This is a genomic window from Bacillus sp. Hm123, from assembly GCF_051842975.2.
GTDB lineage: Bacteria > Bacillota > Bacilli > Bacillales > Domibacillaceae > Bacillus_CE.
The window spans coordinates 819,859-845,443 of the sequence record NZ_CM200277.1; the positions used below are offsets into that span (position 1 = coordinate 819,859).

The 25,585-nt window shown below is 38.4% G+C and carries 24 protein-coding genes and 1 pseudogene; 20 read left to right on the plus strand and 5 right to left on the minus strand.

Going from position 1 to position 25,585, the window contains the following annotated elements; translation table 11 throughout:
• The first annotated feature begins 5 nt into the window (after positions 1 to 5).
• The 3 genes from hmpA (at position 6) to motB (ending at position 2,900) form a co-directional block, all read left to right on the plus strand.
• Positions 6 to 1,181: an NO-inducible flavohemoprotein gene (gene hmpA / locus ACSVDJ_RS04235; RefSeq protein WP_439170226.1), complete on the plus strand. Its 1,176-nt coding sequence runs from the start codon at positions 6 to 8 to the stop codon at positions 1,179 to 1,181.
• A 158-nt stretch (positions 1,182 to 1,339) separates the two neighbouring features.
• Positions 1,340 to 2,131 (plus strand): flagellar motor stator protein MotA, encoded by a 792-nt coding sequence (gene motA / locus ACSVDJ_RS04240; protein WP_439170227.1) that lies wholly within the window; start codon positions 1,340 to 1,342, stop codon positions 2,129 to 2,131.
• Positions 2,124 to 2,900, plus strand: a complete 777-nt coding sequence (gene motB, locus ACSVDJ_RS04245; protein ID WP_439170228.1) for a flagellar motor protein MotB — start codon at positions 2,124 to 2,126, stop codon at positions 2,898 to 2,900. The genes motA and motB overlap by 8 nt, the downstream gene beginning before the upstream one ends.
• Before the next feature lie 30 nt (positions 2,901 to 2,930).
• Here motB and ACSVDJ_RS04250 read toward each other — a convergent pair whose 3' ends face one another.
• The 4 genes from ACSVDJ_RS04250 to ACSVDJ_RS04265 all read right to left on the minus strand — a co-directional run bounded on the left by ACSVDJ_RS04250 (position 2,931) and on the right by ACSVDJ_RS04265 (position 5,843).
• The gene (locus ACSVDJ_RS04250) at positions 2,931 to 3,425 is read right to left on the minus strand and encodes a C40 family peptidase (protein WP_439170229.1); all 495 of its coding nucleotides are present in this window, start codon (positions 3,423 to 3,425) and stop codon (positions 2,931 to 2,933) included.
• Between the two features lie 210 nt (positions 3,426 to 3,635).
• Positions 3,636 to 3,857: a DUF1128 domain-containing protein gene (locus tag ACSVDJ_RS04255; RefSeq protein WP_439170230.1), complete on the minus strand. Its 222-nt coding sequence runs from the start codon at positions 3,855 to 3,857 to the stop codon at positions 3,636 to 3,638.
• A 401-nt stretch (positions 3,858 to 4,258) separates the two neighbouring features.
• Positions 4,259 to 4,414 carry a hypothetical protein gene (locus tag ACSVDJ_RS04260; protein WP_439170231.1) on the minus strand — a complete coding sequence of 52 codons (156 nt, stop codon included), beginning with the start codon at positions 4,412 to 4,414 and terminating at the stop codon, positions 4,259 to 4,261.
• Positions 4,415 to 4,484: 70 nt separating this feature from the next.
• Complete coding sequence (locus ACSVDJ_RS04265) at positions 4,485 to 5,843, minus strand: alanine/glycine:cation symporter family protein (protein WP_439170232.1); 1,359 nt, start codon at positions 5,841 to 5,843, stop codon at positions 4,485 to 4,487.
• 224 nt (positions 5,844 to 6,067) lie between these two features.
• On the opposite strand from ACSVDJ_RS04265, the gene ACSVDJ_RS04270 reads away from it, so the two are divergent.
• Genes ACSVDJ_RS04270 through ACSVDJ_RS04280 form a run of 3 tightly spaced genes read left to right on the plus strand, consistent with a single transcriptional unit; the run spans position 6,068 to position 7,758 of the window.
• Complete coding sequence (locus ACSVDJ_RS04270; RefSeq protein ID WP_439170233.1) at positions 6,068 to 6,538, plus strand: low molecular weight protein-tyrosine-phosphatase; 471 nt, start codon at positions 6,068 to 6,070, stop codon at positions 6,536 to 6,538.
• A 45-nt stretch (positions 6,539 to 6,583) separates the two neighbouring features.
• Positions 6,584 to 6,919 carry a hypothetical protein gene (locus tag ACSVDJ_RS04275; protein ID WP_439170234.1) on the plus strand — a complete coding sequence of 112 codons (336 nt, stop codon included), beginning with the start codon at positions 6,584 to 6,586 and terminating at the stop codon, positions 6,917 to 6,919.
• A 14-nt stretch (positions 6,920 to 6,933) separates the two neighbouring features.
• Positions 6,934 to 7,758, plus strand: coding sequence for a YihY/virulence factor BrkB family protein (locus tag ACSVDJ_RS04280; protein WP_439170235.1), 825 nt, complete (start codon positions 6,934 to 6,936; stop codon positions 7,756 to 7,758).
• A 30-nt stretch (positions 7,759 to 7,788) separates the two neighbouring features.
• Here ACSVDJ_RS04280 and ACSVDJ_RS04285 read toward each other — a convergent pair whose 3' ends face one another.
• On the minus strand, positions 7,789 to 9,708 hold the full coding sequence (locus ACSVDJ_RS04285; protein WP_439170236.1) for a heavy metal translocating P-type ATPase: 1,920 nt from the start codon (positions 9,706 to 9,708) through the stop codon (positions 7,789 to 7,791).
• Positions 9,709 to 10,170: 462 nt separating this feature from the next.
• On the opposite strand from ACSVDJ_RS04285, the gene cax reads away from it, so the two are divergent.
• The 14 genes and pseudogenes from cax to ACSVDJ_RS04355 all read left to right on the plus strand — a co-directional run bounded on the left by cax (position 10,171) and on the right by ACSVDJ_RS04355 (position 25,577).
• Complete coding sequence (gene cax, locus ACSVDJ_RS04290) at positions 10,171 to 11,226, plus strand: calcium/proton exchanger (RefSeq protein ID WP_439170237.1); 1,056 nt, start codon at positions 10,171 to 10,173, stop codon at positions 11,224 to 11,226.
• Positions 11,227 to 11,254: 28 nt separating this feature from the next.
• Entirely contained in the window at positions 11,255 to 11,416 is a 162-nt protein-coding gene (locus ACSVDJ_RS04295; protein ID WP_439170238.1) for a hypothetical protein, read from the plus strand.
• A 54-nt stretch (positions 11,417 to 11,470) separates the two neighbouring features.
• Entirely contained in the window at positions 11,471 to 12,250 is a 780-nt protein-coding gene (locus ACSVDJ_RS04300; protein WP_439170239.1) for a YfkD family protein, read from the plus strand.
• A gap of 75 nt (positions 12,251 to 12,325) precedes the next feature.
• Positions 12,326 to 12,502 carry an SE1561 family protein gene (locus tag ACSVDJ_RS04305; RefSeq protein WP_439170240.1) on the plus strand — a complete coding sequence of 59 codons (177 nt, stop codon included), beginning with the start codon at positions 12,326 to 12,328 and terminating at the stop codon, positions 12,500 to 12,502.
• Between the two features lie 128 nt (positions 12,503 to 12,630).
• Positions 12,631 to 14,163, plus strand: coding sequence for a fumarate hydratase (locus tag ACSVDJ_RS04310; RefSeq protein WP_439170241.1), 1,533 nt, complete (start codon positions 12,631 to 12,633; stop codon positions 14,161 to 14,163).
• A gap of 548 nt (positions 14,164 to 14,711) precedes the next feature.
• The gene (ltrA, locus tag ACSVDJ_RS04315) at positions 14,712 to 15,986 is read left to right on the plus strand and encodes a group II intron reverse transcriptase/maturase (protein WP_439170242.1); all 1,275 of its coding nucleotides are present in this window, start codon (positions 14,712 to 14,714) and stop codon (positions 15,984 to 15,986) included.
• Positions 15,987 to 16,180: 194 nt separating this feature from the next.
• Positions 16,181 to 16,960: a delta-lactam-biosynthetic de-N-acetylase gene (gene pdaA / locus ACSVDJ_RS04320; RefSeq protein WP_439170243.1), complete on the plus strand. Its 780-nt coding sequence runs from the start codon at positions 16,181 to 16,183 to the stop codon at positions 16,958 to 16,960.
• A 126-nt stretch (positions 16,961 to 17,086) separates the two neighbouring features.
• Complete coding sequence (rlmD, locus tag ACSVDJ_RS04325; RefSeq protein WP_439170244.1) at positions 17,087 to 18,466, plus strand: 23S rRNA (uracil(1939)-C(5))-methyltransferase RlmD; 1,380 nt, start codon at positions 17,087 to 17,089, stop codon at positions 18,464 to 18,466.
• A 37-nt stretch (positions 18,467 to 18,503) separates the two neighbouring features.
• On the plus strand, positions 18,504 to 18,677 hold the full coding sequence (locus ACSVDJ_RS04330; RefSeq protein WP_439170245.1) for a Fe3+ hydroxamate ABC transporter substrate-binding protein: 174 nt from the start codon (positions 18,504 to 18,506) through the stop codon (positions 18,675 to 18,677).
• Between the two features lie 225 nt (positions 18,678 to 18,902).
• Positions 18,903 to 19,934 carry a DUF1835 domain-containing protein gene (locus tag ACSVDJ_RS04335; protein ID WP_439170246.1) on the plus strand — a complete coding sequence of 344 codons (1,032 nt, stop codon included), beginning with the start codon at positions 18,903 to 18,905 and terminating at the stop codon, positions 19,932 to 19,934.
• A 162-nt stretch (positions 19,935 to 20,096) separates the two neighbouring features.
• A complete protein-coding gene (locus ACSVDJ_RS04340; protein ID WP_439170247.1) occupies positions 20,097 to 20,336 on the plus strand; it encodes a hypothetical protein in 240 nt (79 codons plus the stop codon).
• 15 nt (positions 20,337 to 20,351) lie between these two features.
• Positions 20,352 to 20,612 carry a hypothetical protein gene (locus tag ACSVDJ_RS04345; RefSeq protein WP_439170248.1) on the plus strand — a complete coding sequence of 87 codons (261 nt, stop codon included), beginning with the start codon at positions 20,352 to 20,354 and terminating at the stop codon, positions 20,610 to 20,612.
• Between the two features lie 72 nt (positions 20,613 to 20,684).
• Positions 20,685 to 21,791: pseudogene (locus tag ACSVDJ_RS04350) on the plus strand (IS4 family transposase).
• Positions 21,792 to 22,049: 258 nt separating this feature from the next.
• On the plus strand, positions 22,050 to 25,577 hold the full coding sequence (locus ACSVDJ_RS04355; RefSeq protein WP_439170249.1) for a tetratricopeptide repeat protein: 3,528 nt from the start codon (positions 22,050 to 22,052) through the stop codon (positions 25,575 to 25,577).
• The last annotated feature ends 8 nt before the right edge of the window (positions 25,578 to 25,585 follow it).

The window sequence follows — 25,585 nt, forward strand, 5'->3', positions numbered from 1 at the left end:
ACGTTATGTTATCTGAAAAAACAATTGAAATTGTGAAAGCTACAGCTCCAGTACTTGAAGTAAAGGGAAAAGAAATCACTACTTACTTTTATAAAACAATGTTTGCCGATCATCCGGAATTGTTAAATATTTTTAACCATGCCAATCAAGAAAAAGGGCGTCAGCAAACAGCTTTAGCCAATACAGTGTATGCAGCAGCGAAATATATTGATCAGCTAGAAGTTCTTGTTCCAGTGGTGAAGCAAATCGGTCATAAACATCGCAGTTTAGCGGTGAAGCCAGAGCACTATCCAATCGTTGGAGAATATTTATTAAAAGCGATTAAAGAAGTGCTTGGTGAAGCAGCGACAGATGACATTATTAATGCATGGGCAGAAGCATACGGTGTCATTGCGCAAGTGTTCATCGATGTAGAAGCAGAAATGTATAAAGAAGCAAGCGAACAGCCAGGGGGCTGGATGGACTTTAAACCATTTGAAGTGGTTGAGAAAAAAGAAGAAAGTTCTGTTATTACATCTTTCTACTTAAAACCAAAAGATGGCGTGAAACTACCAGCGTATTTACCAGGTCAATACATCACGATCCAAGTTAAAATATCTGGAGAAGAATATATCTTAAATCGTCAATACAGCTTATCTGCTGCACCTACTCATGATTATTATCGCATTTCTGTTAAAAAAGAAATGGAGCAAAAACCAGAAGGTAAGGTGTCTAATCATTTACATGATCATGTGAACGTTGGTGATACTGTTGAAGTAAGTGCACCAGCTGGCGATTTCTATTTAGAGATGGACAGTAACAAGCCTGTTGCTCTAATTAGCGGAGGAGTAGGGATTACACCAATGATGAGCATGCTTGAAACATTAGCAGCTGAAAAAAGCGCTCGACCAGTTACTTTCATTCATGCTTCTCGCAATGAAGAAGTACATCCTTTTAAAGAAGACGCAAAGCACCTAATTGAACAGCTTGAAAATGGACAAGCGTATGTGAAATACGAGCATACAGATGGCTACATTAACAAAGAGTTTTTAAAAGAAGTGGTGCAACAAGACAGCATTTGTTATGTATGTGGACCGGTAGCGTTTATGGAAGCAATGATTCGTCAATTAAAAGAGAATGGCATAAGTGATGAGCAGATTCGATACGAATTCTTTGGACCAGCAGTCGCTTTGCAAGCATAATCTATTTCAGAAAAGGAATATCCATTCGGATATTCCTTTTCACTGTTTGTTTAGTGTAAATGAAACGAAAGTTTTAGATTTTATGTGAACACCTATGTAAATTTTTAATTTGTATCCGATAAAAGAACTATAAATAAAAAATTACAGGGTGAGTGCATATGGATAAGAGTTCAATTGTTGGAATTGTATTGGCGGCTATTGCCATTGGTGTGGGGATGGTGTTTAAAGGTGTGAGCCCGGTGGTTCTTTTGAATCCGGCGGCATTGTTAATTATTATTTTAGGAACGATTGCTTCTGTCGTCATCGCCTTTCCTGGAAATGAATTAAATAAAGTGCCAAAGTTATTTGGTATTTTATTTAAAGAACAAAAAATGATGACCCCCCAAGAAGTCATCACCCTGTTTACAGGCTGGTCTGAGCTAGCACGTAAAGAAGGTTTGTTAGCACTTGAGTCAAAAACGAACGAAATTGAAGAACCATTTTTGAAAAATGGACTAAGTTTGGCAATTGATGGTCAAACAGCTGATTATATTCGTGATGTGTTAAATGAAGAGTTGTCAGCAATGGAAGATCGCCACCAAGTAGGGGCAGGGATCTTTACTCAAGCTGGTACATATGCTCCAACACTTGGCGTACTCGGAGCAGTTATTGGGCTGATTGCAGCATTATCCGACATGAGTGATACAGATGCGTTAGGTCATGCCATTTCAGCCGCATTCGTGGCAACGTTAATGGGGATTTTTACAGGGTATGTATTATGGCATCCATTTGCTAATAAGTTGAAACGAAAATCGAAACAAGAAGTCAAAGTAAAAGAAATGATGATTGAAGGCGTACTATCGATTTTAGAAGGAGAAGCTCCACGTGTATTAGAGCAGAAGTTAGCTTCTTATTTGCCAACGGATGAAAAGAAAAAATTCTTAGAAGAAGGCGTTGAAGCAAATGGCTAAAAAGAGGAGAAAGAAACAAGAAAGCGATCATATAGATGAGTCATGGTTGCTACCTTATTCTGATTTATTGACGTTACTCGTCGCTCTCTTTATCGTTTTATTTGCGATGAGTTCTGTCGATGCGCAGAAGTTCCAACAGGTTTCTCAAGCTTTCAATGATGTCTTTAAAGGTGGAAGCGGAGTGATGGAGTACCCAAATACAAAGCCGCCAGAGACAGCAGATGATAGCGAAAGTCAGTCAAAGAATGAACAGATCAGTGGATTAGGCGCGAAAGATCAAAAAGAACTATCTGAGATGCAGCAAAAAATGTCTGACTACATTGAGGAAAATAATTTACAAGGTAAGGTACAGACCACTTTAAACGGTGAAGGACTTCTTTTACGGATTCGCGATAACGTCTTATTTAATTCTGGAGTTGCTGAAGTGGGGGAGGGGAATCGTCAAGCTGCTCTAGAAATTTCTCGACTGCTTGAAATGGATATTCCTCGTAATATCATTATTAGTGGGCACTCAGATAATATCCCGATCAAAAATGATCGATTTGAATCCAACTGGGAATTAAGTGCAATGCGCGCTGTTAACTTTATGAAAGTCATATTAGAGAATAAAAAACTCGATCCGCGTCTTTTCAGTGCAAAAGGGTATGGTGAATACCAACCGATTGCATCTAATGAAACAGCTGAAGGGCGTGCGAAAAATCGTCGAGTAGAAATCTTGATTTTGCCGCAGGGAGGACAAGAAAATAATACACCTCCAGCAAAAAACTGAACCCGAGCATAGGGTTCAGTTTTTTTGTGCCTATTTAATGATGCGTTTCGCACCTAAGTACTTAGATTTCCAATACTTATTGTTCATATCAATGATAGTAACGCCGTGTTTAGTAGAGACGCCCATAAATTGATTTTTTCCAATATAAATGCCTACAAAACTAGCTTTTTTGCTAGGTTTACCAGTTGTATTGTAGAATACTAGATCGCCTTGTTTAAGTTTCCTTAGTGCGACATTTGTTCCTTGTTTTTGCATAGCAGCTGAACTGCGAGCTAGCTTCACTTTGTTTTTAGCAAATACATGCTGAACATAACCAGATGCATCAAAGCCTTTAGTTGTTGTACCGCCTTGCTTATAAGGTGTGCCTTTTAGTTTTTTTGCATAAGCGATGATGTTTTTAGTTTGTTGTTCCTTTGTGATCTGTTGTGCTGGTGCCTTAGTTGTTGGAGTTGCCCCTAATACGCTAGTGCCCGAAGAGAAAATCAGTGCCGTAGCCAGTCCGAAAGCAAAAAACTTTTTCTTCATTTGAAAAAACCCCCATTTCAAAGTTTGCAAAACAATTACAAAAAAGTTACATATATTACTTTAACATAAATTAAGTGGAAAGTCTTCAGTTATTGGGAAAAAATGTGTGTAGTTTTGAGTTGCTTTGATCAACAAAAAGGGTCTAACTAAAGAGTTAGACCCAAAAAGATGCTTGTAAACTATATAATAGTCATATTTGTTCGAAATAGACTATTTTCTTAAGTTACCAAGTTCTTCTGCAATAGCCTGCATTTCACTCGGACTGAAATGATTTTTTCGCTGCACCATTTCATAAAGATCTCGCAAATCTTCATAAGAGGCTTCACCAAAATGATCGGGCTTAATCGCCCCCACATTTACCATACGCAACTTAGTTGTAATTTGCTCAATCATAAATTCAATATTCTCAGGCGACTTTACAGAAAGATCCACTATTCTCTTCATCCTCTCGAATCATTTTTTCATATCATTTCATTATTTGAGCTTCTTGTCAATGCGATGTTTAATCTCGCATGAACAAGAAGCTCTACATAGTTGATAGCGGACTTTCTTTGACTTTCTGAATGTTTTCTCCGATGTTGGTTGCTAATTCTTTAACGTTCCGAGCAAGTTCTTCGACTAAACAAGGATTTCTTCAATCTTTTAAATCGTTCTTTGACTTGATGAACATTTTCTTTGACATTTAGAGAGATTTCTTCGACTTTCATGATCGTTCCAGTTCATACGCCGCTGGACAGCGCCTTCCACTTTTCGATTTGTCTAGCTCCAAGCGCCAGCGACTAGTGAACTTCCACGTTCCTCCTTGCGATAAGTCAACATCGATTCACTGTCGTTCATCGTGTTTCCTTTATCTCGTGCGGAATATTGCAGTTCATACGCCGCTGGACAGCGCCTTTCGCTTTTCTTGATGTCCAGCTCCAGGCGCTAGCGACTAGTGAACTTCCACGTTCCTCCTTGCGATAAGTCAACATCGATTCACTAGCGTTCATCGTGTTTCCTTTATCTCGTACGGCTCGCTCCAGTTCATACGTCGCTAAACGGCGCTTTCCGCTTTTCGATTTAAGCGCTCATTTTTTTTGTTTTTTCTTCTTTGATGGCGGTTAGGACATTTTTTGTTTCGTGGATGACGACGCCGGATAGGCCGACGAGTCCGACTAGGTTAGGGAAGGCCATTAAGCCGTTCATGATGTCAGCGAAGGTCCAAACGACATCTAGTTTGGCGATAGCTCCTATAAAGACAGCTGTAACGAAAGCGAGGCGGTAGTATTTCACAACTTTTTTACTGAATAGGTAAGAGAAGCATTTTTCGCCGTAATAGGACCAACCAATGATTGTAGAGGAAGCAAAGAATAATAGACCAATGGCAACAACGTAGGAACCGGCGGAACCAAGGAACATTTCAAAGGAAGCGGTTGTTAGCTCACTGCCTTCAAGACCGGTATTGTATTGGCCTGCAAGAACAATTGTCAATCCTGTAATAGAACAAATCACAATGGTATCGATAAATACTTGTGTCATAGAGACAAGGGCTTGACGGGCTGGCATGTCAGTTTTTGCCGCTGCGGCAGCAATTGGTGCAGAACCGAGACCTGCTTCATTGGAGAACACACCGCGTGCTACCCCGTAACGAATGACGGCACCAATTGCACCGCCAGCTACTGCATTTCCAGTGAAAGCGTCAGAGAAAATAAGAGCGAAGGCTGCTGGAATGTCACTAATGTTCATCAATAAAATGATCAGACCTGCCAACAGATAAAAGACAGCCATAATCGGTACAAAAAATGCCGTCACTTTTCCGATGCTTTTAATCCCACCTAACAGAACTAACGCCGTGAAAATAGTGAGAGCTATCCCCGTTACCCACGCGGGAATGTTAAACGTTGAATTAACAACGCCTGCGACGGAGTTTGCTTGCACAAGGTTACCGATTCCAAAGGCAGCAATCGCACCGAATGTAGCAAATAGGACGCCAAGCCATTTTTGTTTTAATCCTCGTTCTAAATAATACATTGGTCCACCGGACATTTCGCCGTCTTCATCTTGCACGCGATATTTAACCGCTAAAACAGCTTCTGCATATTTAGTAGCCATACCAAAAAAGGCACTCATCCACATCCAAAAAATCGCTCCAGGTCCCCCGATTAACACGGCGGTGGCGACACCGACAATGTTTCCTGTACCAACCGTGGCAGCGAGTGCCGTCATTAGTGCTTGGAAATGGGAAATATCCCCTTGCGATTGCTGATCTTGACTTTTACTGAAGGCGAGCTTTAATGAGTAGGGAAGCAGCTTCAATTGTAAAAATCCGAGACGAATCGTTAAATAAATACCTGTACCTACTAATAAGATTAGAAGTGGTGGTCCCCAAATCATTCCGCTAATACTATTTAGCACTTCAAGAAGTTTTTCCTGATTCATAATTTCTCCCCCCTTTTTTAATATTATATAAGAATATTCTGAAAAAACTAGCTATTGTGTAAATAAAAATGAGAAAATAGATAATATTTGTTGAAAACCACAAATAGAAATAAGGAGAAGTTCTGTTTATATTCCGACAAAAATAGATTTTATTCGTTGAAATGAAGGGGATTTATGGCAAAATGGAGAAGGGGTATATTATTCTCATATAAGAAGGTGGAAAAATGATTCGGGTGTTATTTGTTTGTCTCGGAAATATTTGCCGATCTCCTATGGCTGAAGCGATGTTTCGTGATTTAGTGAAAAGGGAAAAATTAGATAATATCATTGAAGTGGACTCTGCTGGAACAGGCCATTGGCATATCGGAAAGCCTCCGCATGAAGGTACATTATCGATTTTGAAAAAGTATAAGGTGGGGAGTGAAGGATTAAAGGCTAGGCAACTAAAAATTGAAGACGGAGAGGATTTCCATTATATTGTCGCTATGGATAGTGAAAATGTCAAAAATATTCATAGAAAACTAGCTTCGAAAGGGAATACTCAAGTGATTCAACTGCTTGATTTAGTGAAAGAAGTAAAAAATAAAGATGTGCCAGACCCTTATTTTACGGGGGATTTTGAAGAGGTTTACGAGCTAATTGGTAAGGGAAATCAAGCTTTATTACAATTCATTAAACAAGATCAGCAGTTATAATGAAAATAAAGAAAGTACATATATTTCAAGGAAGGGATGAATATCATGGGAAAAGTTAAATTTGTGGCTGGAGTAGTCATCGGTGCTGTCATAGGAGGAGCGATTAGCTTGACGGATCGAAAAACGAGAGAAGAGGTGAATGCATGGGGGAAACAAGCATGTGAATTAGTGAAAAATCGGGAACAGCTGCTGGATTCTTCTAAGGAAATCATCAATATGGCAAAAGAAACATATGAGCAGGTCAATGAAGATATTGGATTTATTCGCGATAAAGTAAGCAGTTTGACAGAGTTAACGCCTCAAATCAAAGAATTAGTGGAAGAGACGAAAACGACGTTTCTTTCTGAAGAAGAACAATCTGGTTCAGCTACTTCAAAATAAACGGAGGTGGCGGTTTGGAGGTCACGATAGAAAAACAGAAAAAATTTATCATGCATTTAATTAGGCGATTTCAAGAATCAGATATCGCTGGTACCGCTGCGCAAATGGCCTACTTTTTTCTGTTGTCTATTTTTCCGTTGATGATTTTTACAGTGACGTTGTTAGCGTATTTGCCATTTACAACGGATGATTTGTTTGCACTAATTAAAGATTTTGCACCAGCAGAGACAATAAATACGATTCAAGCAACAGTCGAAGAAGTGGTCAATACTCGCAATAGCAGTCTTTTGTCATTTGGGATTATTGCGACGGTTTGGTCTGCTTCTAATGGGATGAATGCGATTATTAAAGGGTTAAATCAGGCATATAGTGTGGAGGAGACTCGTCCTTTTTATATGAATCGAGGGATCTCGATTTTATTAACATTCGGCTTGATTTTAACTGTCGCCGCTGCTTTAGTACTGCAAGTATTTGGTCGGCAGCTAGGTTTGCTCGCTTATAGCTATTTCAATGCATCTGAAGAACTCATTGTTTTGTGGGATTGGTTGAGGTGGTCGATTTCCCCGATATTAATATTTACTGTGTTTATGGGTCTGTATTATTTTGCTCCGAGTGTAAAAGTAAAGTGGCGGTCGGTTATTTTGGGGGCTGGATTTGCTACGATTGGTTGGATTGCTGCCTCATTCGGTTTTTCTTTTTATGTGAATAACTTTGGTAATTTCTCTGCTACATATGGAAGTATCGGAGGGATTATTATTATGATGATTTGGTTCTATTTAACAGCATTCATTATTTTACTCGGCGGTGAAATGAATGCTTATAAAAATGACGAAGTTTAAAAAAGCAACGGCGATGCAGCCGTTGCTTTTTTAGCTTGATTTCAATAGTCGTAAGCCATTTAAAATAACAAGAATCGTGCTTCCTTCGTGGCCGATCACGCCGAGTGGCAAATCGAGTACTTGGAAGAAGTTTGAGATAATGAGCAGCATGATCACCGAAATAGAAAAGACAATATTTTGCTTGACGATTCGTTTCATTTTTTTCGAGAGACGAATCGCTTCGGCAATTTTAGGTAAGTCGTTTTTCATTAACACGATATCTGCTGTTTCTAGGGCAACATCAGAGCCTTCACCCATCGCGATACCGATATTGGCTGTCGCAAGAGCTGGTGCGTCATTGATTCCGTCTCCGACCATTGCGACTGTTCCGTGTTCTTCGATGAGTGTTTTCAAATGTTCTACTTTATGTTCGGGCAAACATTCGGCGATAAAGCTATCTAAGTGGGCTTCTTCCGCAATCGCTTTCGCTGTTTTTTCGTTGTCACCTGTGAGCATAATCGTATAAATACCTTCTTGTCGAAGCAAATCTAAAGCGAGCTTTGTTTCTTCTCTAATTAAGTCTTTTAACGCAATGACGGCAGCTACACCATGCTCATCGGCCACAAATACGGTTGTTTTTCCAGTAGCGGCTAGATCTTTCGCTTGACCAGAAGCAAAGGTAAAAGCTTCTTCACGTCCAACAAAATCTGCTTTCCCGATCTTCCACTCTTTACCGTTCACTTGCCCTTTGACTCCCCAGCCAGCGACATCCTCTAAATGCTCTGGGGCAGAAAAAGTTAATTGTTGTTTTCGAGCGTAACGGACGACAGCTTGCGCAAGCGGATGGTTCGACTGACTTTCGATTGAAGCGGCAACTTTTAACAACTCTGTTTCATCAAGGTCGTCGCGAACAATCACATCTGTAACTTCTGATTTTCCTCTCGTTAATGTACCTGTTTTATCGAAAGCGATCGCCTTCAAATGATTTAAGTTTTCTAAGTGTACGCCACCTTTAAAAAGAATACCGTGACGGGCTCCGTTGGAAATGGCCGATAACGTCGCTGGCATAATGGAAGCGACAAGGGCGCACGGAGAGGCAACGACGAGCAACACCATCGCCCGATAAAACGTTTCATTCCAGCTCCAACCGAGGGCAAAATGAGGAAGGAACATCATCATTCCGACGACAGCTAATACGACTTTGACATACGTGCCTTCAAACTTCTCGATAAATTGCTGAGAAGGTGATTTTTCACTTTGAGCCGATTGTACGAGTTGAATGATTTTTTGGAATAAGCTTTCCGTTGATTTTTTCGTTACCTCGATGTAAAGGGAGCCTGTAATATTGACAGTTCCAGCAAATACTTCTCCATCGATTTCTTTTGATACAGGGATCGACTCTCCAGTAATCGCCGATTCATCAATCGAAGACCGTCCTTTTGTGATCATACCATCGGCTGGAATTCGTTCACCAGGCTTCACAAGAATGGTATCACTAATCGCTAATTCGGATGTGTGGACGCGTTCTTCTACCCCATCGACGACTCGCAACGCTTCTTCTGGCTGAATCTCCATTAACGCTGAAATCTCTTTCTGGCTTTTGTTCATCGTATACGTTTCGAGTGCGCCACTAACAGCAAAGATAAAAATAAGAATCGCACCTTCTGTCCAATAGCCGATAATGGCCGAGCCGACTGCCGCAAAAATCATTAACATTTCAACGTTTAATTCTTTGTCTTCAATCGTTGCCTCGATCCCTTCCTTTGCTTTGGCAAATCCGCCAATTACAAAGGCTGATAAATAGCTGACAATTGCTGCGTTGTGCAATCCGTTATGATCTAATAGCCACCCGATTAAAATAAGTATGCCGCTAAAGAGAGCGGCGATTAACTCCGTATGTGGAAGTATTTTCTGAAGCCAAATCGCTTGTTCCTTTGAATGAGAAGATGAAACTTTTACTTGGGCATCCATAGGGAAATCCTCCTTAATTGATAAAATTTAATTTTAAATGAGAATAATAATCATGTTCTTAACTGTAAAAGATAGTGAAAATCGTTATCAATACCTTTTATACAAGCTTTTTTAAAAATATAGACGACTTATTTTTAAATTAAAATTATTATAATTAAGCATATGTTAACATAGGGCGGTGGAAAAGAAAAGGGTAAAGTGAAACTTTAATCAGTGGGGGGTTCTCCATCCCCCACTGATTATTAGTTGAACCAATCGGGCTTTTACGGGCAGTTGACCCTCCACCTAACTTCTTTGCTTTCGTTGAATTTTGAGGTAGGAGTCTTACTGCCCGTTAATGCGGGATAAATAATTGTTTTTCTATCAGCTGAAATGGAAAAGAATACAATGGCGGAAGGAGGGGAAAATAGGCTTTAACGAAAGAGTAGAGTCACTAACTTATAAGGGAAGAGAGGTACACGAATGGGTAAAATATTTGGAATCATAGTTTTAGTTGGAATGCCGCTATCTGTCGCAGGCTCTTTACTGCATTGGTCCAGTATTTTGATGTTTGTGATTTACTGTGTGACGATTATTGCTTTATCTAGCTATATGGGCAGAGCGACAGAAAGTTTAGCGATCGTCGCTGGTCCGCGAATTGGTGGGCTATTAAATGCTACCTTCGGAAATGCGGTCGAGCTGATCATTTCGATTTTTGCTTTGAAAGAGGGGCTAGTGGAAGTGGTGCTTGCTTCCTTAACAGGTTCTGTTTTAGGAAACTTGCTGTTAGTCGCAGGACTTTCTTTCTTTTTAGGTGGGTTAAAATATAAACGTCAAACATTTAATGTGCATGATGCTCGTCATAATTCAGGATTATTAATGTTTGCTGTCATTGTGGCTTTTGTTATTCCAGAGATCTTTACGATGAATATGAATGAAACAAAGACGCTTTCCTTAAGTATCGGGGTTTCAATTATATTAATTATGCTGTATTTAGCTGCTTTGTTCTTTAAGTTAGTCACTCATCGAGGGGTCTATGTTTCACAAGATGAAAATGCAGAGGTTCATCATGAGGAGCCGGAATGGTCAAAAAGAAAGGCGCTCGGCATTTTGTTTGCGGCTACGCTGGCCGTTGCCTACGTATCAGAAGGGCTTGTACATACATTTGCGGCAGTCGGTGACAGCTTTGGGTGGTCTGAATTATTTATCGGGGTCATTATTGTCGCCATCGTTGGTAACGCCGCCGAACACGCGTCAGCGATCTTAATGGCGATGAAAAATAAAATGGATATCGCTGTTGAAATTGCTATCGGCTCCACGCTGCAAATCGCCATGTTCGTAGCCCCGTTGCTCGTGTTACTATCATTATTATTTGTGAATCCGATGCCGTTAGTGTTCACAGTTCCGGAGCTAGTTTCGATGGTCACAGCCGTTTTGGTAGCGATCGTCATCTCAAACGATGGCGAAACAAACTGGTTTGAAGGCTTAACGTTATTAGCCGCATACGTTATTATGGGCATTGGATTTTACTTACTATAGATGAATGGATAGCTGCTTTTATTGATTGATGAAAGTCGAAGAAAGGGCTGGCAAGGTCAAAGAAACGATCAGAAAAATCGAAGAAAAGGCTAACAACATCGAAGAAGTTTCCATAATACTAAAAAAGCGCCAGTCATCTTTAGTTTTTGCCAAAAAATCACCGAATGGAGCCGCTTATTTCAACGGATAAAGAAGATTTGCGGGTACAAACTATAGAAAAAGAAGGCTTGGAGGAAGTGATATCATGAAATTCATCCGTTTGCTTTTATCTATAGTAATCGTATTTCTGTTTAGTGGGGCCCATTCCGCTGCGGCGAAACAAGCTTTTCAAATTCCTCCTTCGGTCAAAGATATCGCGAAGGAGAATACGTTTTTAAATGAAGAACAAGACATATCGGAACTACAGCCGACAGAGTTAACGAAAGAATTACTTAGCACATCTAAGACGAAGATTACGAACTCTAAATTTATTCGCATGCTCAATGAAACGGATATGAATAAATCTCCGTTTGCTTTCGGTGTGAGAGCGGAAATTTATCTTGGAGAGTGGCCGCTTTCCTACCATTCAGAGGAAACCACTCCAAATTGGCAATATCAAAAAATCAACACGAATTTCTATGATAACCGCGGTGGAAAAAACAATTATCAAATGCACTATGTACAAGAAACATATAAAACCGTAAAGGGAGGGTTATCGGCAAAAGTACCACGAGCAGATGAAGTGCAAGAGATGGTGATAAAATCAGCTAGCAAAAAAACAAAGCTGCCGCTTGCTTACTCAACGGTTATTGGAAATGGAACGAAACAAAATGACATTTATAACGTCGCACCGAAAACGGCTGGTTACTTACATTCTTTTGCCCCAGCAATCCACGAAAAAGGGACAGCGACTTTCGGGGAAGTGTATTTAGTCATGTCAGGATGGAATCGAGCAGTCGTCGTCAAAAACATTACTTCTAAAAGGGTGACTGCTTGGATTCCGATTAAAAACCATCTGTCATTTAGCTATCAATCCGTTCGCTAATATGTGAAAACCGTTGAAATTGACTTCGCAATCGGCTACCATTTAACTGTGTAAAAAAGAAAGGGGCCATTGCTCATGAAACCAATTAATGATAAAGAATCGCAAGTCGGCTATTTAAAGGAGCGACTAAATATATTTTTAGAAGTGCTGGATTCCATTGATCCTGCTGAAACGGAGTTAGAAGATATTGATCGTCTTCTGCAAATGATCGATGATATCGAAGTGAAGTGCGAACAATTTAAAACTAGATAATACGGGTGCCAGAAGCAATTCTGGCACTTTTTGCGTTTTCAATTTATTCTCTTTTAAACGAATATGTTCAGCGCTATAATAAGGGTATGGGGTCTTATACATAAAGGTAAGAGGGAAGGGGAATTATAATGAATCTTGAACAATTTCAAGAAAGCATGTATCAGTTAATTGTAGAAACATCCACTAATTTACCGAAGGACGTTCGTCGTGCGGTAAAGGCTGCGAAGCTTCGTGAAAACGCTGGCACTCGTGCAGCAATGAGCTTGGACACAATTACAAACAATATCCAAATGGCGGATGAAAATATTTCTCCAATTTGCCAAGATACAGGTATGCCGACGTTTAAAGTGAAAACGCCCGTGGGAGTGAATCAGCTTGTTATTAAAGAAGCGATTCATGAGGCGTTGATTCGCGCAACGAAAGACGGCAAACTGCGTCCAAACTCCGTTGATTCATTAACAGGGGAAAACAGTGGGAATAACCTCGGTGCAGGGACACCAGTTATTAAGTTTGAACAATGGGAAAAAGATTATATCGATGCACGCCTAATTTTAAAGGGCGGTGGCTGTGAAAATAAAAACATTCAGTACAGCTTACCTTGTGAATTAGAAGGTCTAGGTAAAGCAGGTCGTGATCTTGATGGAATCCGTAAATGTATTATGCATTCTGTTTATCAAGCACAAGGCCAAGGTTGTAGCGCAGGTTTCATCGGCGTTGGAATCGGTGGCGACCGTACAACTGGCTATGAATTAGCGAAAGAGCAGCTTTTCCGCAATGTAGAAGATGTAAATCCAAACGAAGACCTTAGCAAACTAGAAGAGTATGTAATGAAGCATGCGAACGAGCTTGGTATCGGAACAATGGGCTTCGGCGGTGAAACGACATTGCTAGGCTGTAAAGTTGGGGTCATGCACCGTTTACCAGCTAGCTTCTTCGTCTCTGTTGCCTACAACTGCTGGGCATTCCGTCGCTTAGGTGTACAAATCAATCCTGAAACAGGCGAGATTCAAGAATGGTTATACCAAGATGGCGAAAAAATCACATTCGACCAACAAGCGGAAGAAACAAAGTCTGAAAGCCGCACAGTGACTTTACAAGCCCCAATTACAGAAGAGCAAATTCGTGAGTTAAAAGTGGGCGATGTCGTTCGTATTAACGGCATGATGTACACAGGTCGTGACGCGATTCATAAATACTTAACAGACCACGATGCACCAGTAGATTTAAATGGACAAGTCATCTACCATTGCGGTCCAGTTATGCTAAAAGACGAAGAAGGCCAATGGCATGTAAAAGCAGCAGGCCCAACAACATCTATTCGTGAGGAACCTTATCAAGGAGATATCATGAAGAAATTTGGTATCCGTGCGGTAATCGGTAAAGGCGGTATGGGACCAAAAACATTAGCAGCTCTAAAAGAACACGGCGGCGTTTACTTAAATGCCATCGGTGGAGCAGCTCAATACTACGCTGACTGTATTAAATCAGTAGAAGGTGTCGACTTAATGGAATTCGGTATTCCAGAAGCAATGTGGCACCTACAAGTAGAAGGCTTCACAGCAGTAGTCACAATGGACTCGCATGGCAACAGCCTTCACGAAGCTGTAGACAAATCATCACTAGAAAAACTAGCTCAATTTAAAGAGCCAGTATTTAAATAAGCTTGAAATAATGAGGGAGCAGTCGAAGTTAATTCGGCTGCTTTTTAGCTGTGTGCCAGGCATGGCAACTATCTAGGTGGTGAAAGTCCACTGTGGGGGTACACATCGACCAACCACTAAGGAAGCGCAAGGTATTTATCGTGAGGTAAGGGCTGGAAGAAGCGTGGAATAAAATCTTGACTCGACGAACAGAAATCTGATACTAAGGCTCTATAAAGGGATGGGGCTCCAGAACAAGTCAAAGTCCAAAAGATGTGCGTAACTTTATTGAGTAAATCAGGCGAGTAAAAGAGGAAAGATAGTTGTCTTACCCTGGGAGGTCTTGCGAATGTACAGTAGTACAGTCGAAAACGGTTAGTCGCAAGAAGTCAGCAGAAGCCATAGTAATGAGTAAACTCATGAAGGGCTGAACAATTTATAGTGTTTCAACGCCACGAATGCGTAAATAACGAACTCCGAATGTGTTAATGGGGAAAGAATGAGCGTATCTCAAAGGATAACCAAAATGGAGATATTACTTACTACGTGAGAGGAAAGGAGAAACGAGTGTGAAACTTTTAGAACAGATGTTAAGTAATCAAAACATGAATGAAGCTTACTTGCGTGTTTATAAAAATAAAGGTGCAAGTGGGGTCGATGGAGTAACAGTCGATGAACTAAAACAATATCTGAAAGAGAACAAAGATGAACTACGCCAGCGCATCAGAACGAGAAAATACCAACCACAAGCTGCCTTAAGAGTGGAGATCCCAAAAGAAAATGGAAAGATGCGCAAATTGGGAATACCAACAGTAGTGGATAGAGTAGTTCAACAAGCCATTCATCAAGTACTCAGTCCGATATTTGAAAAGCAGTTCAGTGAATTCAGTTATGGTTTTAGACCAAAAAGAAGTTGTGAGATGGCAATTACAAAAAGCTTGGAAGTTCTGAACGATGGATACGATTGGGTTGTGGACATTGACCTTGAAAGATTCTTCGATACAGTCCACCACGATAAACTCATGCGAATTATAGCCAACACAATAGATGATGGAGATGTCATTTCTCTAATAAGAAAGTACTTAGTCAGTGGGGTTATGGTGAATGGGAAATATGAAGAAACACCAGTCGGCACTCCGCAAGGAGGCAACCTCAGCCCTCTGTTGAGTAATATTATGTTGAACGAACTGGATAAGGAACTAGAAAGTAGAGGACTCCAATTCGTGAGATACGCTGATGACGCACTTATCTTTGTGAAGAGCGAGAAAGCAGCGAACCGAGTGATGAAATCAATCGCAAGATTTATAGAAGAAAAATTAGGGTTGATAGTCAATGTAGAAAAGAGTAAAATCTCCCGCCCAAAAGAGTTGAAATTCTTAGGGTTTGGATATTATTACGATTCTAAAAATAAGAGATATCAAGTGAAACCACACCCAATTTCAGTACAGAAATTTCAAAGAAAGCTTCGACAACTGACCAAGCGAAACTGGAGTGTCCCGTTAGACTACCGAATATTGAAACTAAAACAAGTTATATTCGGATGGGTAAATTACTTCAAAATCGCAAACATGAAAAAAGCGACGAAACGAATAGATATGAAGCTACGCTCAAGAATTAGAGTGATCATCTGGAAGCAATGGAAGGTACCTAGGAAACAAATCAAATCGCTAATTCAACTAGGGATTCCGGAGGAAGAAGCGAAAGGATTAGCCTTCTGTCGAAAAGGCTACCGATATATAGGATTATCGAAAGTTGTTCAAAGAGCAATCTCCAACAAAAGACTAAAGCAGAGGGGAATACCCTCTGCTTTAGAACACTATCTAAAAGTACACACTGTAATATAAATTGAAACGCCGTATACGCGATCCGTACGTACGGTGTTGTGAGAGGGGCGAAAATAAATTACTTTATTTTCCCTCTACTCGATTTCTTTGATGATAGTTAATTTTCTTCGACCTTACCAAATCTTTCTCCATAATGAACGGATATTTTCCTGCTTTCGATTGAAACTAAAGGAAAAGAGCAAAGGAAGATGCGTATGAAATGGTTGAAATATAGCGTGTTGGTGTCACTGTTCCTAATGATCTTCGCTTCTACTGCTTTTTCGATGTCGAATCAAGCGATTCATTGGGGCTTTCAAAAAGGAAAAGATGAGCAGCCAGCACAAGCAGGCAAAGAATACGATGAGCTCCTCGAAAGATACGGTGGATTTTACAAAGCGAGCTCGAATGAAAAAGTCATCTATTTAACGTTTGATAATGGGTATGAAAATGGCTATACGAAAAACATTCTGGATACGCTGAAAAAAGAAAAAGTACCCGCCGCTTTCTTTGTCACAGGTCATTATTTGAAAAGCGCGTCGGATTTAGTGAAAAGAATGCATAAAGAAGGGCATATTATCGGCAACCATTCCTGGACTCACCCTGATCTAACGCAAGTTAACGATGAGAAATTAAGAGAAGAATTGCGGCTAGTAAAGGAGGAGACTGCTCGATTAACAAAACAAAAAAGCATGCCTTATTTGCGGCCACCGCGTGGAGTATTAAGTGAGCGAACATTAAAGCTGGCGAAAGACGAGGGCTACACCCATGTCATGTGGTCGCTCGCTTTTAAGGATTGGGAGACAAACAACCAACGAGGCTGGCAATATGCCTATGACAACATTATGGCGCAAGTCCACCCAGGAGCGGTGCTTTTACTGCACTCTGTCTCAAAAGACAATGCCGAAGCACTGCCGAAAGCGATCAAAGATTTGAAAAAGAAGGGCTATCGCTTTGAAAGCTTAGATCATTATATGAAGTCTCGAAAAAAATCGTAAACGCCGGACTCCCGCACAATTGTGGGAGTCAATTGTTTTTTCCTCAAACTTATCCCCTCTTTCTTATACGGTACTATTTTTTGTTATACTAATAACAGCAAACCTGTGAAATGAGGCTTAATGATAATGAAGCAACAAAATCAAATGAAAATCAAATTAAAACAAACGTTTCCGTTAACGATTAAACGGATCGGCATTAATGGGGAAGGCGTTGGTTATTTTAAACGCCAAGTCGTCTTTGTCCCAGGAGCTTTATCAGGGGAAGAGGTCGTCGTTGAAGCAACAAAGGTTCACCCGAAATTTGCGGAAGGTAGAATCAAAAAAATTCGTAAAGCGTCTCCGCATCGAACAACGCCTCCATGCCCTGTGTACGAGCAATGTGGAGGCTGCCAGCTACAGCATTTATCCTATGACCAACAGTTAAAAGAGAAGCGTGATATTTTAATCCAATCACTGGAACGGCACACAAAGCTTAATATTGAATCGCTTAATATTCGCGAAACAATCGGCATGGACAATCCGTGGAATTACCGCAACAAAAGCCAATTTCAAGTAGGGAAAAAAGACGGGAAAGTCGTCGCCGGCTTATACAGCTTAAACTCTCATAAATTAATTGATATTCCTGATTGTAACGTCCAACAGCCAGCCATCAATCATGTATTAACAACGGTGAAAAACATTTTACAAGATGTCAACGTCTCCATTTATGACGAAAAGAAAAAACAAGGCGCTGTGAAAACGATCGTCACGCGAGTAGGAATTGCAACGGGGCAAATCCAAGTCGTACTCATTACTGCTACGAACGAACTGCCGAAAAAAGCCTTAATCGTTGATGAAATTCAAAAACGTTTGCCAGAAGTGACATCGATTATGCACAACATTAACCCGAAGAAAACGTCGTTAATTTTTGGCGACCAAACCGTCACATTAGCTGGTCAAGAAACGATCGAAGAACAGCTAGAAGACTACACATACGAACTATCAGCGAGAGCTTTTTTTCAATTGAATCCTGTACAGACAACAAAGCTCTACAATGAAGTGAAGCAAGCAGCAGCGTTAACAGGAACGGAAAAAATCGTTGATGCCTATTGCGGCTCTGGTACGATCGGGCTGTGGGTCGGCAAAGAGGCGGCAGAAATCCGCGGCATGGACGTTATCGCTGAATCAATTAATGATGCGAGAAAAAATGCGAAAACATACAATACGAACGCCGTATATGAAGTCGGTACAGCAGAAGAATGGCTGCCGAAATGGCTCAAGCAAGGATGGAAGCCAGATGTGGTCATTGTCGATCCACCACGTACGGGTTGTGATCAGAAATTTTTAGACACATTGAAAAAAATCAAACCGAAACGTTTTATCTATGTTTCGTGTAATCCATCGACATTGGCGAAGGATATTAACCAATTGAGCGGGATGTATGATGTGGAATATATTCAATCTGTCGATATGTTTCCGATGACGGCGCATGTTGAGGCGGTTGCGAAGCTGGTTTTAAAAGGGTAATTAAATAAAAGTTTTTAGTTTTTGAGGAGGGCCCACTATGTTTAAAACAATACCTAATTGTTCGGTATGCGAAAAAGAAATAAAAGGAAATGATGTTGTGTTTGTAAAAATGCGTTACCCAGAAAGAAAAGGGATGACAGAAATTAAAGCATATTTACAAAATGAAGGGACTTTGATTTGCGAAGAGTGTTTTGATAAAAGGGCCGACTGATGTTGATTACTTTGTAAAAGTTAAGGGAAAAAGAGCAGGAAATCTCCCTGCTCTTTTTATTGAATCAAAATTCACCGTAAAAGTAATCATAAAGTTACCTTCAAGTTAAATCTTTTGTGAATGGGGAAATCCATCTTTATTCGTTTTCTGAGACCACATCGAGTAAGAAAAATGCACTTTTCCTTTAGATGAAAGCTAATCAGAAATGTTTCGGAGGGATACAACATGGAAGTAGAAGAATTAAAAAAGATCATTGCAGAATTGCCTAATGAAGAAGCGAAATCTTTACTATTTCACGTTTTATTACGTTTGAATCTTATGCAAGAAACGGATTATTCAGAGAAGGCGTTTGTATATGATGTGGAAAAGGTATATGAGATGATTTTACGTTTATCAAAAGAGCGATCCGAAATGAAAAAAGAAGAACAGTTTCAAAGGGTGCACATTCTTTTCGGTGATTCTCCTGCCGGAAGTTTAAAAGTAGCTTTAAAAACGCTGGGCGTCAATAAAGTGGAAAGAGTTATTTCGTTTTGGGATATATTTTCTATCGGTCCTATTTTTCGATTGCATGAAGAAGTGGGGGAAGAAGCAAGAATGGATTGGATGAAAAATCTTATGGCTGAAGATTTTCATGAATATAAACAGCGCTATCAAAAGACGATGGATCAAATATTGTCTATCCCAGAAAATGTGCCAATTACGATATGGGTATCTGAAAGTTCTCATGAGCAAACAGGACTGCGATTTGTTCTGCATTTATTAAAGAATAAAACGAATGAAATGAACGTGATTAACTCGACAACGACTTATGCGGAACACTTTAACGAACTGAATATAGAATATGTAGTAATGCATACAGGTGAAATACCTCCGGAGAAACTCCAAGTGATTTATGAGCAAAGTCAAATGAAGCCGTCTTTATCACAAGTTGAACGGAAGAAGCTTGAACGAGAATGGCTGACTCTTGCTGAAAATCGTGAAGCATTAAGAATATGGAAGAACGGAAGAATTGAAAGTGCACCTGAAGACTACTATGACCAATTTATTATTCAAAGAGCAAAGTATTTACATAGAAAACCGCAATTAAAAGGCTTTATGAAAGCAACAAGACTGATCGGTGATGTGTTAGGGCACCTAGAACAACATGTAGGTGATTCCTTTTTAGAATATCGACTAAAAAAACTAATAAAAGCAGGAGTGTTTGAGTCAGAAGGGAGCCTTGAAGCTATGCGATTTTATAGCGTGAGATTGAAATGATGAGGCTTTGTTTTAAATAGCTTTCCCACAATTGATTTTGCAATTATGGTTCATAGTGCTCCTAAAGACTGGAGGTATAACAAATTACTTTTTTTACCTAATAAGTCATAGTATGTGGTAAACTAATGGTAATGAAAAAATTGCAAAAGGGAGAGAGTTGACATGAAGAAATATTTACTGTTTACAGGTAGCTTCATTTTAGCTTATGGCGCACTTCAAATAGTTTCGGGTCTAGTATTAACTGCGTTTTATACACCAGACTTTGTAACGGGAAACGCTGCATCTTTGCCAGCTGAAGCCGAGTTTGGTAGCGCACATTTGATGTCACCATTAATGATCTCATTATTAGCATTAGGTGCTGCTTTTGGTGTGATGAAGCTTTTTAAGCAGAAACTCTATTAATAAAGGAGATTGGTAATGGAGATAAATTACAATTTAACAGAAGAGGATTATTTAAACTTCAATATGTTTCACGTTAAAAATTCAAAAGCGGTCAAAAGAGTATTGAATATGCAAAGGTTTTTAACTCCTATTCTCTTTATCATTGCATCCTTTGTATTTTCAAAAGTCGGAAGTATGCCTTTTCTTGGGTTATTCATTACTTTTTTAGTAGTGAGTATTCTGTGGATTATTTTCTATCCAAGATCAGGCGTGTTGATTATGCATAATTCCCCATAAAAAGACGACAAAAAGGGACACTTTCTTGTAAAATGTAAGTACCACCAAACATTAACGAGAAGAGGCGTCCCTATGAAACAGAATACCATGTTCCCAAATTTGATTCAAAAGTTTATTTCCGATGAATAGCTAAAACTATTGATTGAACTAGTTGGTTATGAAGATACCGCACGAAAACTGGATGTGAAAACGTTAATTCAATACCTTGTGATGGCGGCTGCTTGTGAGTGGAAAAGTTTGCGCTACTGTGCGGATGTTGGTTCATCGGCGGGCCTTGTTGATGTCAACTATTCCACTCTTTCAAAAAAGATGAGTCAGCTTGATTACGAATTAATGAAGAACGTATTTGATTTAATTGTTCGCAAATGTAACCGAGCGACTCGTCGAACGTTGAACATGCCTAAACACCTGCTTCTTGTGGATTTCACCACGATCACCGTAGGGAAAACTCGACTTCCTTGGGCCGTTTATCATGGCGAACGCTCAGGCATCAAGCTTCATGTGAGTTTTTCATTGGAGACACAAATGCCTTTGAAAGTCGTTGAATCCACTGGCCTGACACACGATGGGCCTATCGGCGAACATCTGGCGGACCCTCGGTTTATCTTAGTAGAAGACCCTGCCTATTTTAAAATTGAACGGATCGATCGCTTTCTTGAAGAAGGGCAAGATTTCGTGATTCGGATGAAAGAAAATGTGGAATTATCTCGTAAGAAATCCTTACAATGTCTGCCACAAAAGCATTCAAACGTGACGCACGATATCACTTGTTTACTTGGTTCCCTTCAATCTCGTTCGGAAAAACGTCATCGAGTGGTGTTTTTTAAAGATAACGAAGGACGAGAAGTTCGTGTCGTGACTAACTTACGTCATGTGTCGGCAGAGGAGATTGCGGACATGTATAAAGCTCGCTGGATCATTTAAACCTTTTTTTGATGGATAAAGCAAAATTTACATGTGCCTGTTTTATTTGGTACGACCGAAAATGCGGTATTCAACCAGCTTTTCGCCGCCTTAATTGCCTATGTTCTGCTTCATTGGTTATATAAACAGACAAAATCCTCCATTTCCAAATCGAACCTGTCGTCAGTGGCTTTTCAGCGCATGCTTTTGACAGGCGCATTACCCTTACAGTGGTGGGATCGGATGGTCTTATTTCTGTATCACTATTTTGATTAGAGTAGGAGAAGTCTGTCTAAATTTGGTTAATCAACACGCTGGATCCGATATCAAATTAATTTGTACGAAAATATAAAGTGCACATACCTAGATTTATGTGCATTTCCATTACCTTGAAATAAGTCTAATACTAAACACAACAATTTATTTCATTAAAGGTTCGGCGTGGTGCTAGTATGGATGTAAGATTACTCTTTTGTGTACAATAAATAAATTATTATAATTATATAAGAGTCCAAATGAAAGGGGAGGTATATTATGATTGGTTCATCTTGGATTATTTTTTTAAAAACTTTAGGGCCTAAATTTTCTTCCTATCTGCTACCAAAATTTAAAAACAAAAAATTCGTTCGTGATATTAAAGATAAATGGGTAAAAGATAATTACACTCAAAAAATCACACTAATGTTTAAGGCAGCGTTCGATGACGCAAAAACAGTATTAAATTTACCTGATGAATTAGCAATAGCTTTATTAGAGGACTCCATTAATAGAAGTGAGGTATTTCGTTGGATTCTAGAAGGGACTCCATCAAATATTAATTTGGATAAGTTAAATCTTGACCCTTATTTTGAATCCTATCAAGAATATCAAGACCTAATAAGGCCTTTTTTCGAATTAATAGCGTCTTCATTAAATGACTATAAAATAAAAAATTGGGAGCCGGAATTTTTAGAACTACTATACAAAACTGGAACATTAGAAGAGACAATTGAAGAAGGCTTTAACTCGATGATCGATAAGCAAATTTTAGCTATTGATTTAGCTGAAGAAAATAATCGTTACTTAAGAGAGGTAATTACCCCTACTGAATTTAAAGATTTAAATGATTTAATGAAAAAAGGTCTCCTTAAGAGCGCTCGTGAAAAAGCTATCGAAAGATTAGATAAACCGAACATAAAACCCGACGAAACCTTAGAGCTTCATATAGTAATAGCAAATACTTATATCGGAAATAAGGAATTTGAAAATGCCATTCCACATCTCTATACAGCCATCACACATTGCAAAGACGAAGCTAGAAAAGAAAGACTTTTGGCTCTTATAAACATACTTGAAGAACGGTTTAATAAAGCTGAAGTTCACGTCAAAGAAGCTATAAAAATGGTTGGAGAGACACCTGAAAATATAAATGTCTTATTAAATATTTTAACAAGCCAAAGTAGATTTAAAGAAGCCATTGATATTATTGAAAAACAGCCAGAACAAGATTACGAAGAAATAAAAGCTAATATATGGATTGTTTTAGAGGAATTTGAAAAAGTTATTAATCTCACAAATGAAAAATTAAAAAACGACCAACTTAATATCACTTGGTTGTTAATAAAAGCCGAAGCAATAGTGTTAAAAGTAGAGACAGATTTATCTAGAAATAAAATTATATATCCAGAACTCACATTTCAAGAAGTGCTACCACTTCTTGAAAGTATAGAAAATCATACTACCGAAAAGTCTTATATATTGGATAGGGTTAAAGAACTGAAAGCTTGTCTTTATTTTAGAACAAATAGATTTTCAGAGGCTAAAATTTTATATGAAGAATTGTTTCAAAAAAATAAAAATTTTAGTAGCACCACATTTAACAATCTACTTCTAAATATTATCGGTTCTAATGAATGGGAAAAATCCGTGAATTTGCTAGAAGAGAAAAAAACTAAACAAGGAATAGATCTTGATGAAATGTTAATTTTGGCTGATTCATATATAAATACAGGCACCCCTGAGAAGGCCGTCCAACTTCTAAAAGAAAATTATTTTCAAAATCCTATTGAGAATATCTTCTCTTATTATGCTAAGTACATCGATGGATTGTATGCCCAATTAAAGCATTCCGAAATTATAGATCTAATTGATTCACTTTCTATCAAGGAGTCCAATATTTCAATCAAAAATATTTTAAATGGATACTATGCCTATAAAAAACAAGATTGGGATAATACGATATATCTCTTAGAGCCTAATTTGGATAAATTCAACAACAAAGATGTGGCGTCAGCAAAAATCATCCTAAGTGTTGCTTATTTTAATAAGCAAACTAAAGATGATTATAAAAAATTAAAAGAAATTATTGTTACGATTCCTAATTGGATACAACATGAATCTTTAGTTAACCGATATATACAAGCTCTCTATCATCTTAATGAGTATAGAACCATTATTGATTTAGAAGAAAGGTTGCCTTTTAAATCTACTGCTATTTTCGAGATAATTACAACAATTTATTTCAATCACGGGTGGTATGAAAAGGCAAAGGAAAATTATTTGTCACTATATCAACAGACTAGAGAATTACGATACCAATTAAGATACGCAAATTGTTTTTATCAACTTGGTAATATTAAAACTAGTCTGGAAGTGTTATCTGCTGCGGAAATTGAAGTAAATAAACATGGAAACATTGAGGATTATCAGCTAATAAGTTTTGCATATAAAGAAGCCATGGAGTATAGAAAGTCAATGTCATATGCATATAAGGCTTTTATGGCAGGTAAAAGTTATGCGCAAATATGGGGATTTTACTTTTATCATTTTTCAACTTTAAGTCAATTTATCGATGAACCTGAAGAGAGCTGGATAAAAGAATATCAAAACGTTATGGAAAATTTTGAAACTACATTCCCTGATGAAGAGCCTATCTTAAAAAAAATTACAATACCAGAGAATGGTGATATATCTCCTGAGTTAATTTCTAATTTAAAACTCCCAAAAGAATCTTTTGAAGAGCTAATTCCTTTATTTATTAAGCATAAACTCCCTATAAACTTCTTAGTAAAAGTCTTGAATAAAGGTCCCTTTGAAACATGGGCATTTGTAATAAATAATAAAGAATTGCCAATAAGGATTATAAATGGTTCTATTGAGGAAGTGGTGTCAGGTTTAAAAATGGCTTTATCTACAAAGGAGATTTTATGTGACTTTACTACATTACTAATGTTATCTGATTTAAAATTACTTGAAATGCTTAAATCAGAATTTAAGTTATACATTCAACAAGAACAATTTGATGCGGCTTTACAAGAGTATTATAATAACAAGGTTTCTATACACAATGGTATTAAGATAATGTCATATGAAAATGAAAAAATACAAGTAACTGAATACAGCCCGGAACAAGTAAGGGAAACAGTAAAAAATCAAGAATTTTTACTTAACTGGATTAAAGAAAATTGTATATTAGTTGGTAATACTATTAAGAATCAAGTTTCAAAACCTGAAGAAATTTCATTTATAGAAAGTATTTTTGAAATATGTAAAAATCAATCACTACATCTATTAATTGATAGTGTAACTATACGAGATATAGCCAAAAATGAGCATAATATTAACTGTATTTCCACACTAGATATAATAAATTTACTAAAATTTAAAAATATGTACACTCAACAAGAACGAACTTGGTTGATTGGAAAATTATTAATGGCTAATTATACCTTAATACCAATTACAGAAGAAGTTTTTGCAAATCATTTAAAAGAGAAAAATTATGTTATGGATTATGAAATGCAGCTACTCCTTGATTATTTAAAAAACGAAGATTTTAATATAGAATTTTTGATAGATTTAGTCTCAAGTATTCTTTATTGGCTATGGACAGAAATAATTCCAATAAAAGAAAGGCAGATTATCACTAACAAAATTTGTGAGTCTATTTGCTCTAAACGAAGTAAAGATATTATTATCCCTAGTATAATCGAAAGTTGCGAAACAAAATTCAAATCCAAGCCTTTTTTTGTATATCAAAAACCACAGTTGCAACAATCTTTAAATAAATGGCTTGAGAAGTAGGTTCGTTG